At 67.5% G+C, this 12,203-nt stretch carries 10 protein-coding genes and 2 pseudogenes; 7 read left to right on the top strand and 5 right to left on the bottom strand.

Going from position 1 to position 12,203, the window contains the following annotated elements; genetic code table 11:
• From MMF94_RS42765 to MMF94_RS42750, 4 genes and pseudogenes are all read right to left on the bottom strand, one after another.
• Positions 1 to 742: pseudogene (locus MMF94_RS42765) on the bottom strand (IS256 family transposase); the annotation flags it as partial.
• Between the two features lie 657 nt (positions 743 to 1,399).
• A complete protein-coding gene (locus tag MMF94_RS42760; protein WP_241043230.1) occupies positions 1,400 to 2,842 on the bottom strand; it encodes an LLM class flavin-dependent oxidoreductase in 1,443 nt (480 codons plus the stop codon).
• 470 nt (positions 2,843 to 3,312) lie between these two features.
• Positions 3,313 to 3,825: a hypothetical protein gene (locus tag MMF94_RS42755; RefSeq protein WP_241043229.1), complete on the bottom strand. Its 513-nt coding sequence runs from the start codon at positions 3,823 to 3,825 to the stop codon at positions 3,313 to 3,315.
• Positions 3,826 to 4,959: 1,134 nt separating this feature from the next.
• Positions 4,960 to 5,844, bottom strand: a complete 885-nt coding sequence (locus tag MMF94_RS42750; protein WP_241043231.1) for an AraC family transcriptional regulator — start codon at positions 5,842 to 5,844, stop codon at positions 4,960 to 4,962.
• 395 nt (positions 5,845 to 6,239) lie between these two features.
• On the opposite strand from MMF94_RS42750, the gene MMF94_RS44000 reads away from it, so the two are divergent.
• From MMF94_RS44000 to MMF94_RS42735, 4 genes are all read left to right on the top strand, one after another.
• Entirely contained in the window at positions 6,240 to 6,527 is a 288-nt protein-coding gene (locus MMF94_RS44000) for a transposase (protein ID WP_379660531.1), read from the top strand.
• On the top strand, positions 6,493 to 7,044 hold the full coding sequence (locus MMF94_RS43995) for an integrase core domain-containing protein (RefSeq protein WP_379660532.1): 552 nt from the start codon (positions 6,493 to 6,495) through the stop codon (positions 7,042 to 7,044). Before MMF94_RS44000 ends, MMF94_RS43995 begins: the two co-directional genes overlap by 35 nt.
• Positions 7,045 to 7,551: 507 nt before the next feature.
• Positions 7,552 to 7,842 (top strand): GMC oxidoreductase, encoded by a 291-nt coding sequence (locus MMF94_RS42740; protein ID WP_241043228.1) that lies wholly within the window; start codon positions 7,552 to 7,554, stop codon positions 7,840 to 7,842.
• Positions 7,843 to 7,921: 79 nt separating this feature from the next.
• Positions 7,922 to 9,019, top strand: a complete 1,098-nt coding sequence (locus MMF94_RS42735) for a DUF3159 domain-containing protein (RefSeq protein ID WP_241043227.1) — start codon at positions 7,922 to 7,924, stop codon at positions 9,017 to 9,019.
• Between the two features lie 111 nt (positions 9,020 to 9,130).
• Here MMF94_RS42735 and MMF94_RS42730 read toward each other — a convergent pair whose 3' ends face one another.
• A complete protein-coding gene (locus tag MMF94_RS42730) occupies positions 9,131 to 9,871 on the bottom strand; it encodes a helix-turn-helix domain-containing protein (protein WP_241043226.1) in 741 nt (246 codons plus the stop codon).
• Positions 9,872 to 9,952: 81 nt separating this feature from the next.
• Here MMF94_RS42730 and MMF94_RS42725 point away from each other — a divergent pair, with 81 nt between their 5' ends.
• The 3 genes and pseudogenes from MMF94_RS42725 to MMF94_RS42715 all read left to right on the top strand — a co-directional run.
• Positions 9,953 to 10,561: a TetR/AcrR family transcriptional regulator gene (locus MMF94_RS42725; RefSeq protein WP_241043225.1), complete on the top strand. Its 609-nt coding sequence runs from the start codon at positions 9,953 to 9,955 to the stop codon at positions 10,559 to 10,561.
• Positions 10,562 to 10,911: 350 nt separating this feature from the next.
• The gene (locus tag MMF94_RS42720; protein WP_241043224.1) at positions 10,912 to 11,670 is read left to right on the top strand and encodes a MerR family transcriptional regulator; all 759 of its coding nucleotides are present in this window, start codon (positions 10,912 to 10,914) and stop codon (positions 11,668 to 11,670) included.
• A 151-nt stretch (positions 11,671 to 11,821) separates the two neighbouring features.
• Positions 11,822 to 12,124 (top strand): annotated as a pseudogene (locus MMF94_RS42715) (aldo/keto reductase); the annotation flags it as partial.
• Positions 12,125 to 12,203 lie beyond the last annotated feature (79 nt).

Here is a 12,203-nt window from a genome sequence, read left to right as displayed (position 1 = left end):
AGCCCGTCGCAGACCACGATGTACACATCGGCGACGCCGCGGTTGCGGACCTCGGTGAGCACCTGCAGCCAGTACTTGGCGCCCTCGCCACCCTCGCCGGCCCAGATCCCGAGGATGTCGCGGTGCCCGTCCACGGTGACGCCGATGACCACGTAGAAGGGACGGAAGGTGTGCTGCCCGTCGCGCACCTTCACATGGCTCGCGTCGATGAACAGAACGGGGTAGATCGCGTCCAGCGGCCGGTTCTGCCACTCGCCCGGCTCCTCCAGGACCTTGTCCGTGATCCGCGAGATGGTGTCCCGGCTGACCTTGGCCCCGTACACCTCGGCGAAGTGCGCGGCCACTTCACCGGTGGTCAGCCCGCGGGCGGTCAGCGACAACACGATCTCATCGATCCCGTCCAGGCGCCGTTGGCGCTTGCGCACGATCACCGGGTCGAAGCTGGCGTCCCGATCCCGCGGGACCTCGATCTGCACCGGCCCGATCTCGGTCAACACCGTCTTGGTCCGGGTGCCGTTGCGCGAGTTGCCCCCATCCCACCCGGTCCGGTCGTGACGCTCATAGCCCAGGTGCTCGCTCATCTCCGCCTCCAGGGCGTCTCAAGCACCGTCTTGGTCAGGCCCGTGAGCAGCCCGCCTGGGCCGACGAGCTCAACCCCATCAGCCCGGGCAGCATCCACAAGCTGCTGGGCGAGCTGCTGCTGATCAATCCGATCCGGCACACCCTCGATCGTGTCGCTCATAGCTGGTCCTTCCCCCGAGCTGCGCTCGGCGTGTCGGACCAGTTACACCGATCTTCAGACAGTCCCTCCGGAGTGGTCAGTGCTCGATGAACGTCACGTGTCTGTCGAGGTTGTCGCGCGGTGTCCGTAGGTCGGGACTCGTGGCCGATGATCTGGGTGTCGCCGCGGGCGGAGACGCGGCGTTGGGTCCGGGCGGGTTGGTGATCAGCTTGGGGCGGTGTCCCGGCGATCTGGGCGTCTTGCAGGCGTACTCGCTGCGCCGGGGTGAGGGTCAGTGGTGTGGTGCGGGTGAGGGTGCCGTCGACGATTGACGTGGTCGAGGTTCGTGTCGAGATGCAGGGTGCCGCGGCGTCCGGTGTGTTGGGCGCCGACGTTCATGTGCTGGCTGGCGACGCAGACGTTGCTGGAGGCGTTGACGGTGCGGTGGATGTCCACCGGGCCTGTATGTGGTCTCGGTGCGGGGCGGGCGGGGTGCTGAAGTTCTACCGGCACGTGCACGACGAGGGCGGGGCTAAGGGACGTTGAGGCCGGTTTACCCGGTCTGGGCCCGAGCGGCGAACCCGGGTGACGTGCCCGGCGGACACGTTGTCCGGATGTTTCCGGTCCCCGTCCCCCGACGTGCGCTCAGGGCAGGGAATCAGATGCGCGCCCGCGACCTCACGCCATCACCCCTGACCGCAGTGGCTCGTACAGGGGCAGATCCTTGGCGGCGGGAAGCGCCTCCCTCGCGAACAGTGACACGCTGTCCTTGAACTGCTGGTAGCTCATGGTCCCGTAGAAGACCTGGAGCACGATCTCCTCGGTGTGCAGCAATTCGTTGATCTTCTTGAGGCGCTCGTAGCACATCTCCGGCGTCCCCCAGCAGTGCTCGGCGAGGAAGTGCTCGGTCAGCGGGTCCTCCCCGCGCGCCTCCGCCTCCCGGATGACCGTGGCCTCCGTGGCGTAGTGCTCGTAGCCCTTGATGTTGTTGAAGTGGTCGCCGTTCAACTCGTAGTTGGCGATCGAACTCTGGCTGAACTCGCTCATGTGCTTGGCTGCAGCCTCGCGGGCCTCCGTCTCGGTTGCCGCGCAGTAGAACCACACAGACACCCTGGGCCGTGCAGGTTCGAAGCCGGCGCCGGCGGTGAAATCGCCCCACCGCCTGAGCTCGTCGACGTAGGCCGGGTAGGGCCGCTGCGGAATGATCAGCGGCTTGAGCCCGTAACCGGCGGCGATCGGCACCGTCGACGGGCTGCCGGCCGCGCAGTAGAGGTGATCCACGATCCTCTGCCCGTCGCGGGCTTGAGGGCGCAACTCGACGTTGTCGTAGGTGAAGATCTCGCCCTCGTAGGAGAAGCGGTCCGTCGTGAGCGCGCGCTTGATGATCTCGACCGACTCGTTGAACCGCTGTCGGGACTCGTTCATGTCGAGACCGAGGGCATCGAATTCGCGCCGGGCCGCCCCCCGGCCGAGACCGATGCTGACGCTGCGGCCGGTCCCGGCAAGCATGTTGTCGAGGACGACCAGTTCCTCGGCGACGCGAAGCGGGTTGTGCCACGGCAGCACGATGACCATCGAGCCAAGGTCGACCTGCTCGAGCGCGCCGGCCCAGTAGGACAGCGTCTGGACCGGGTTGGGGGTCATCGCGTAGGGCGCGACACGGTGCTCGATCGTCCACAGCGAGTCGTAGCCGAGCTGGTCGACCAGGCGGGCCGCCTTGAGGTTCTCCGACCACACTTCGTGGTCCGGCTTAGCCGGGCGGCCCGGCACCTTTTCGCCGCGCTCGCCCGCGAGGAACCGCGGCCAGTCGCTCTGGTTGGGAAAGAAGAGGCTGGCGCCGACCTTCATGTAGATCTCTCCCGTGGTGGTTGTGGGTTGGCGAAGTCGCAGGGCGCGACAGTTGCCCGGGTCGTTGTCGTCGTTCATCGTTGCCGGTCGCGAGGGCCGGAAGCCGGACTCGCAGGCCTGTTGCCGCCGGTGACAGGCGGCCGGACGGCGCACTCCCGCTCCGAAAGCGGTCACCGATGCTGAGATTAGGGCGGACCTCCAAGCCGCGGAGTCAATGCGGGCGAGCTCCCGGAACCTGCTCGCGATCGCGTGGTTCAGCGCGCGGATCGTCACGACGAGTGCCTCGATGGCCTGCTGCGCCTGTGGCTTGCGCCACGACGCGTTCCTGGTTGGTGAAGCGCAAGGCACCGCCGTCGGTAAACATTCCGACCATCGCCGCAACGTCCATCGCGTCGATCCTGCTGAAGAGCTCGTCTACCACCCAAGGCAGGGATGGATACCCGGGTGCCGTGCTCGCATCCAACAGAGGCTGCGCGCTCGACAGGCTCTCCAGCATGTTATTCACGAGCTCGGATTATTGTCACGTTTTATATGCTTCCGCAACCCGTCAACGAGAAAACTTCGTCCCGAATATGACCCAGCGCAGGTCACGTGTCCGCGCTGACCAACAGGTCATAGATGCCTGCGACGATAAGAACATTTGCTTTTTCGATCTGGTCGTTGTGACCGTTTGGCGTTGTTCATGGTTCATACGTCAGCCCGCCTCAGGGGGCACCTCGAGCAGCTGCATCACGCGGTCTGCCTCATAGCGCAGCATCGTGGTGATGGTGCCGCCGACTCCTTCCGCGCGCGGCGAGAAGGGTCCTCCAAATCGCGGGGTAGATGTTCGCGCCGCCCTGGTCGTCGAACACGAACGCGAACAGCACCAGGGGAATCTTAGCGAAGTGCTCGACCAAGTAATCCCCGGAGGCCGTGATCCCGTGCATCGTCTCGGCGTGCGCTTCCGGGTCGCTCACTGGCTTGGCGAGCCGGCCGGCCTCGATGTCGGCGTACACCCGGTCTCGGCAGCGGCGGTACATGGTCGCGAGTTCAGCCTTCGTGGCCGGATCGTCGACTGCGAGAAAGTGCCACCGCTGGGTGTTCGCGCGGCTGGGCGCGCGATTGCGGCGTCGAGGATCCGGGCCTGGGTCTCCAGCGGTGATCTGGGAAAGACCCCCGCGTGCGCGGGGACGATGCTTCTTGACCTGCGGGTGGATCGGGTCGCTGTGCAGACGCCGCATCATCCGTGTGGTGTGCAGCGCTTCGTGAACATCCATTGCCGACTCCCCTCGCGGCTCGCGACCGAGAGGACACGGCCGATTATCATGGTCAGCGCTCGTCAATGATGGCGGATGTCGTCCGACACTCTCGCCGCCATCCTGTCGGTACAGACCTCCACATCTGTCTCTGATGCGCTCGAGCGATTGCCAGGGCTCCTCCAAGCCCCTGAAACGCCGTCCACCCGCGGAAGTCGGGGCCCATCCGAGTGATCATCGGCATGAAGACCTACTTGCGATGTGTTCCAACTCCTCGCCGGAGTACTCGAGGATCTGCACAACCCCGAGACTAGCTCCGGTGGCCTACCAGATCGAAGGCACTCACCAGGTGCTTTGAGCAAGGGTGGTGACACTGCTACGTCATGTCGCGGCTTCATGCATCGACCCAGCAAATCCTCACTGATGCCGGCGTCAGGATGATCGCGTAGGGCGACGACAGCCGCCTGGCCTGCTACTCCGACGACGCCCTCCGGTGCATCTGGCGGTGCCAGGAGTTCAATCAGTGGCTGTCGGAGGTCATGCACGGCCCGTCGTCGGACGACCCGTTCCGCCGACAGTCCGATGCTCCCCTAGAATTCGGCAGGCTGCTCCACGTTCAGAACCGCACTGAAGAGACTGAGCTATGGCTTCGCAAGGCGGCTGCGGCTGGAAGTGCCGAGGCGGCTGGCATACTGGGCATACAAATCAAGGATCAGGGGCGAATAGACGAGGCTTGGGCAATGCTGTACCAAGCGGCTACGGCGGGGTACGGGCTGGCGGCCACGGTACTCGGTGTCATGTGTTGGGAGCGGCAACGCAATGACAATGCCATCAAGTGATGGCAGTACGCGGCACAGGCAGGCGACCGTGTCGGAGCCCACGCTCTTGGGACGGTGTGGGAGCAGCACGGTCGGATCCAAGACGCAATCGCCATGTACACCCTGGCCGCCAATAAAGGGCCCGCGGAAGCGATCGTTGCCTTGAACCGACTCCGGCATCATGAGCGCTGATCATGAGTAATGTCGCCGACGCCCGCCTCCAACGGTGTGCGGTCCCGCTCTTGAAAGCTGTGCGTGGGCCGGCGGACGCGTTGCGGCGGGAGATGGAGCCGTTGTGAGAGATCGTCGGGTCACACTCGTGACCCCGGCCGAGCCCTCAGCGAGGGCGGCTTTTCCTGCTCAGCTGCTCACGTCGCCAGCCGGCTGGCGTCGTCCCGTACTGCCGCCGGAACGCCCGTTCGAACGCACTGAGGTCGCGGAACCCGACGGCAGCCGCGATGCGAGATACCGCGAGCTGGGAGTACCTCGGGTCGGACAGCATCGTCCGGGCCGTGAGCAGCCGCTGCTCGCGAAGGTAGGCACCGGGGGTGGTCCCGATCTGTTCGAACGCGGTGTATGCGTGACGGACCGACACGTGGTGCCGCCGCGCCAGCTCCGCGACCCGCAGCTGTGGGTCGGCCAGATTTTCATGGATGTGCATCCGCATCATCTCGAGCAACACCTCCCCGGGGCCGTCCCCACCCGGCACCGAGGGTGTGACGTCCCGCAGCACCATCGCAAGCAGCTCGATCGCGGCCCGCCCGGCGTCAGGCCGCTGCGACGCTGTGAGGCCGTCAGCGACCTCGAACAGCCGACCGAGGTATGCGGACAGCACCTGCATGGTCGGGGAAGCGGAGTCCACGCTGCGCGCGCAGGCTTCGGTGATCTCGGCGGTGCGGAGCGGGAGCAGGTTGCGAGGGAACGACAGGGTCAGGGTCCGGACCTCGGTCGACGAGACCCGCTCGTAGGGGGCACGCGCCTCGACAAGCACTCCCGTGCCGTCTGCCATCTCGACGAAGCGGTCGTGCTGGCGGACGCTACCCTGGCCGGCCCTGCATATGCAGAAGAGCATCACGTCGTCCGCAGACGACCTCGCTGCCATCCGGTCGGTCCGGACCGTCGACAGCGGTCCTCGGAAATGTATTCGAGAGAGTGTCAGCGCCTCGCCGAGCTCGTGGAACTCAGTTCGCCCGCGACAGTCGGGACCCGTTCGGGCGATCACCGGTATGTAGATCTCACTGGAGACGTCTTCATACTCCCCACCGGAGTACTCGAGGATCTGCACGGCCCCGACGCTAACTCCGGGCCATCCGCCAGGTGGAGCACTGCGAGTGCGCTTAGTGCTACTTGGACGCCCGTTGTCGTGACGAGCAGGGCCGGGCCGCAAACGAGCAGCCGTCCCACCACGTCGAAGGTGCTGAGCGCCGACGCGCTCGATGATCAGCTTCCGCCACGCTCGCCGGGGCCGTAGTAAACCTCAGCCTCGTCCCATCCCATAACGAGGACGGCGGTGATGATCTAAACCGCCCCGGCTCAGGTGGAGGCTCTGAAGCTGGGAAGGATCAGAGCTATGGCGGCGCCGGGGGGAAGTACCCGCTGGAGTTGATGGAGCGGGGGGTGCGGATGGTGTTGGGGCTCCGCGCGCAGGATCCGGAGGACCGCGGTGTGTTGTCGCGGGTGGTCAAGCAGCTGGGTGTGAATCCGGAGGCGTTGCGGCACTACGTGCGGCAGGCAGAGGTCGATGCCGGCTTGCGGACTGGTGTTCCGAGTGGCGAGGCGGCGCGGATCAAGGAGTTGGAGCGCGAGGTCGGTGAGTTGCGCCGGGCCAACGACATCCTCGTTCAGCATCGACGTCTACTCGCGCGGGATCGTGGGCTGGCAGCTGGCCACCCACCTGCGCACTGACCTCGCTCTCGACGCGCTGGAGATGGCAATTTGGCAACGCCACCAGCAACAGACCGATCTGTCCGGGCTTGTTCATCATTCGGGCCGGGGCGTGCAGTACCTGGTGGTCCGCTACACCGAGCGCCTCGCCGAGGCCCGCGCCGTGTCGTCGGTCGGGAGCCGAGGTGACTCGTATGACAACGCGCTCGCCGAGAGCTTCAACGGGCTGTTCAAGACCGAGCTCATCCGCCCTCACGGGCCCTGGCGAGGGCTTGACGACCTCGAACTGGCCGTCCTCGAATACGTCGACGGGTTCAACTACCGCCGGCTGCACAGCGAGATCAGCATGCTCCCACCCGCTGAAGCCGAAACCGCCTACTATCGTCAAAACGACCCGGTCACGATGGCCGAAGTCAAGCAATCCTTCTCCTCTAGAGGGCAGGGCGGTTCAGGGAGTTACGGGAGAGGAGTGTCAATGCTCCCGTTAGACGAAATTTTGTCTTTCGCCGGAAGTCCCGCTCGAACGGCTTACGGTTGAGGAACTCGCTGCAGTCGTTGATCGACGATCCCGGCCATCTTGATCGTCGAGATCCCCGGGACAACGCCGAACAGATCGCCGGCGCGAGCGCGACGGCGATGAGCCAGGCGCTCGCGACCGTGATCAGCAGGATGGTCAGTGCGTCGAAGAGGCGGAACGCAGTTCGTCTGTCGCGAGTATCAGACGCTGCAATGGCGGCTCTAAATGTCGCTATCTGCGCAAGAGGGGCACAACCGGACGTTCGAGAATTCGGGCCGGTGTACGGATACGCGGTCGCGATGCTCCTTATGGTAGCTCTTATCGTGCCATCTTTAGCGATATCCCTGATTTTCGTATGCCTGGGCTCGATTGATGAATCGACTTCTATGGGTGCAGATGAACTGCGCTGCGACGAGATGGGATATGGACGAAACGACGGGCTGAATCCCTCGTCGAATGCTGTCCCGCGATCAATGCAACGCGAGGGGCAATGTCCGTGCAGTGGCTGGCGTGAACCAGTAAAGCGTCATGCATGATGCCGTTCAATCGCTGGCGGCCGAGCCAGCTGCTGCCTATGCCGGGCAGCGACTGGCGGGAGCTGTCCGTCGCAGCGTCAGCACCCAGTTCCATCCGGGCGGAACCTGCGCGATCGGCATTGTCGTGGACTCACGGCTGCGGATACGCGGGGTACGCAATCTACGCGTGGCCCACGCCTCGGTGATTCCCTCGATCCCGTCCATGAACCCCAACGCCACCGTGGTCGCCATCGCCGAACGCGCGGCCGCGCTGCTCACCGAAGACGTAGGCGGGGTGCCCTAGGGCGTGTCCCGTAAGGGTCGTGACTTGCGGTGGATGATCATGCTCGGGTGATAGGGCGTGGGGAGCTGACGGATAAAGCGTGGGCGCGGATCGAGCCGTTGCTGCCGCCGGTCACGGGCTGGGGTCGGCGATGGCGTGGTCACCACGGGTGATCAACGCGATCGGGTGGAAGCTGCGGACTGGGGCGCCGTGGCGGGACCTGCCTGAACGCTACGGCGCCTGGAAGACCGCCCACGAACGGCTGCGGATCTGGACCGCGGACGGCACCTGGGAACGCATCCTCGACGAAGTGGTCGTCAAAGACGACGCGGTCGGCAACGCGGAGTGGAGCTTCAGCATCGACTCCGGCTCCGTGCGGGCCCACCAGCATTCCGCTGGAGCCCGCAAAAAAGGGGATGCACCACCGAACCGGCGACGCCTGACGTGGTCCCCGCCACAGCGGGTTGAGTGTGCCGCTGCGGCACGGTCTTTCCTGGGCATACCCGATGAACGTGACCCAGGGGGACACATGAACACGACCGAGCGCAACCGCGGCCCGGCCGGCGAGGAGCCGGTCGTCCCAGCGCCCGTCACCGAGCGGCAGCCGACGCTGCTCGACCAGATGGGTGGCCCGATGGGGTTCGTCTACTCCGCCGTCCCCGTCGTCGTCTTCGTGGCGGCCAACTCCTTTCTGTCCCTGCCGTCGACGATCATCGTGTCGATCGCCGTGGGGATGGCCATCACCGGCTACCGGCTGCTGCGCGGGGAGCGCTTCAGCCTGGCGGCCGGCGGCCTGCTCGGGCTCGCCGTCGCGATCGGCGTCGTCACTCTGACCGGGTCGGCGCGCGATTTCTTCGTCATCGGGATCTGGGCCTACCTGGCCGGGTTCGTTGTCGCGCTCGGCTCGGTGCTGGCCCGGAGGCCGTTGAGCGGCGTGGTGTGGAACCTCGTGCACGGGGGCACGCATGCTTGGCGGGCCGACCGTCGGGTGCTGCGTGCCCACGATGTCGCGACGCTGGCCGCGGCGGCTGTGTTCGGTGCCCGCTTCGGCGTGCAGCAGTGGCTCTACGTCAGCGACGAAACCGGCTGGCTGGGCGTCGCCCGGATCGCGATGGGCTGGCCGCTGACCATCTTGGCCGCGCTGGTCGTCGTCTGGGCGTTCCGGCGCAGCAGCACGCGGCTGCTGCCGTCGGCCTGACGATGCTCCGTGCCCGGCCCGCTGGTCGTCGAGGCGTCATGCTGCTCCACGGGCTGCCGCGCTCCCTCGCCGGGCATCTGGGCAACCGGGTCGGGCTGACCACGGCCGCCGTCAGGGTGGCGGCGTACCCCGTCCCTCGCGAATGAGGGTGTGGGCGCGCTGCAGCACGTCGAGCTGGGCGGGGTTGTAGAGGTCCTGCAAGGCCTTGGTCACGGTCCGCTCGACGAAGCGCGGGCCGCGGGGGGCGTCGGAATACGGTTTCTCCAGGTCCGGGTGCCGGGCGCGGAGGGCGTGGATGTAGGGGACCATGCGTTCGGCCACGGCCTGCCGGGTGGGCTCGTCGGCGTCGTCGGGGAGGTCGTCGAAGTCTGCGGCGACGGGGTCGTCGGGGAGATCCTGCAGCATGTCCGCCCAGGCCCGCCGGCGTTGCGGGCCGATGACGCGGCCGAGCACCGCGATGAACGAACGGTCGGCGTCGGACAGGTCGACGCGGTCGGCGGGGGCGAGCTCGGGGGGCAGGTCGGTGGGCGCGGCGTGGTCGAGGATGTCACGGAGCTCGCCGCGGGCGCGTTGCAGCCGGTCGATGGTCGCGGCGAGCTCGGCGTCGAGGGTGCGCAAGGCCTCGGCAGGATGGTCGTCGAGTTCGCCTAGGTCGGCAATCTGTGCCAACGAGAACCCGAGGTCGACCAGCCGCTTGATCCGCAGCAGCCGGACGAGGTGGGCGACCCCGTACTGCTTGTAGCCGTTGGAGCGCCGCTCCGGCTCCGCGAGGAGCCCGACCTGGTGGTAGTGCCGCACCGCGCGCAGGGTGGTGCCGGCGAGCTCGGCCAGCTCACGGGTGCTCCAGGCCACGGCCGATCGCCCTCTCCTCCACCGATCCTGCTTCCGTACCGAACGGTACAGGTCGCCGGGAGTCGGACTATGCTCGGCACGGTGACGGGCACCGGGAGGGCGCCGATCGGGCGGCCGCGGGGGTTCGACGCGGACGCCGCCCTGGAGCGTGCGATGCGGGTGTTCTGGGAGCAGGGCTACGAGGGCGCCAGCCTGTCAGACCTGACCGCGGCGATGGGCATCACCCGCACCAGCATGTACGCGGCGTTCGGCAACAAGGAGGACCTGTTCTGCAAGGCGCTGGAACGCTACACCGCCGGGCCCGCCTCCTACGGGACGCGTGCGCTCGCCGAGCCCACAGCCCGCGCCGTGGCCTCGGCGTTCCTGCACGGCGCAGTCGCCACGACCACCCGGCCCGAGGGGCCGTCCGGGTGCCTCATGGTCCAGGGTGCCCTGGCCGCCGCGCCTGCGGAGAGATCCGTCCGTGACCTGCTGGCCGCCCGGCGCGACGAGGACCGCTCCCGTTTGGAGACGAGGTTCCGCCGTGCCCGCGACGAGGGCGATCTCCCGGCGACGTCCGATCCGGCGCTGCTCGCCCGGTACGTGATGACCGTGGGGAACGGGATCGCCGTGCAGGCCGCCGGCGGAGCCGGGCCCGACGAGCTGCACCGGATCGCCGACGTCGCGCTGCGGGCCTGGCCGCCCGCCTGACGGGGCTCAGCGGAACGCGTCGAGCACCGTGACGCCCCGCGGCGCGGCGTAGGCGTTCTCGTTCATGCGCACGTACTTGCGGTAGTAGTCCTTCTACGGACGACGTCGCGGAACTCGACGAGGTCGCGCCAGTGGCGGAACCGTTCGCGGGCGTCTGATCAAACATGACGTCGAGCAGACACCGTGCCCCTGCGGCACGCTCGAGGACTCCCGCGCCGGCGGTGCTGGCCGGGCGGACGCTTCTCGGCGCAGACGAACCGGTGCTCGGCCGATGGTGGGTCCGGGCACGTGACGCTGCTGCCGGAAACGCCTGTTGACCGTGCCGTCGGGGCACGGTGTGGGCTGGGGCCATGGCCTGGAGCACGCGGGAGATCGCCGAACTCGCCGGGACCAGCCTGCGGGCCGTCCGCCACTACCACGAGATCGGGCTGCTGCCCGAGCCGGGGCGGCGCTCCAACGGCTACAAGCAGTACGGCGTCGCCCATCTGGTCCGGCTGCTGCGCATCAAGCGCCTGGTCGATCTCGGGTTCTCGCTGTCCCGGATCGCCGAGCTGGGCGAGGACGACCACCACCCGGGGGAGGCGCTGCGCACCCTGGACGCCGAGCTGGGCGCCACTATCGAGCGATTGCAGCGGGCGCGCGTGGAGCTCGGCCTGATCCTGAGGCACCACGCGCCCGCCGACCTGCCCGCCGGTCTCGCCCGGGCGCCCGGCGCCGCGGAGATGCCGGAGGCCGACCGGGCGCTCGTCCTCGTCATGACCCGGGTGCTGGGCCCGCGGCGCCTGGACGCCTATGCCGAGATGTTGCGCAGCGTGCCCCCCGACCCAACCGACGGCGAGTTCGACGCCCTGCCAGCCGACGCGGGCGAGGAAGCGCGCCAGGACCTGGCCGAACGCATGGTCCCGCACATCCGCCGGATCCAGGCCGAGCACCCGGAGATGGCGGACCCGCCCGCGGACGCCCCGCGTGGGGCGCGGTCGGCCACTCGGATCGCGGCAGCCGCGATACGGGAGCTCTACAACCCCGCCCAGGTCGACGTCTTCCGGCGGATCCAGCAACTCCTGCGAGCCGAAGCCCGACCGGCGGACTCCCGGACCCACACCACATGAGCCCGTTCACCGTCGACGGCAGCAGGATGTGCTGCAGTTATTTCTGTACTGATCGGGATGGAAGTGGTTGGGGTGGATGTTGCCGAGAGGGTGGCGGACCGGGACAGCGTGGCGGGTCGCCCAACCGAAACGGAGAAGGGAAGTCCACAGGATGAAGACCACATCACTCGGCGGCCTCACGGTCTCGCGCATCGGCCTGGGCACCATGGGGATGTCGGCGTTCTACACCGGCGCGGGCCAGGCCGACGCCGAGTCGATCCGGACGATCCACCGCGCCCTTGACCTCGGGGTCACCCACCTCGACACAGCCGAGCTCTACGGGCCCTACACCAACGAGGAGTTGGTGGGTCGGGCCGTCACGGGGCGTCGGGACCAGGTCGTCCTGGCCACGAAGTTCGGCCTCGTCTCCCACACCGGCCGGTCGGGTCCGGACAGCACCCCGGCAAACGTCCGGCTAGGGCGTGTCCTGTAAGGGTCGTGACCTGCGGTAGATGATCATGCTCTGGTGGTAGGGCGTGGGGAGCTGACTGACA

It is taken from the genome of Pseudonocardia alaniniphila, assembly GCF_022524485.1.
Lineage (GTDB): Bacteria > Actinomycetota > Actinomycetes > Mycobacteriales > Pseudonocardiaceae > Pseudonocardia > Pseudonocardia alaniniphila.
This window is presented reverse-complemented; position numbering and strand designations above follow the sequence as displayed.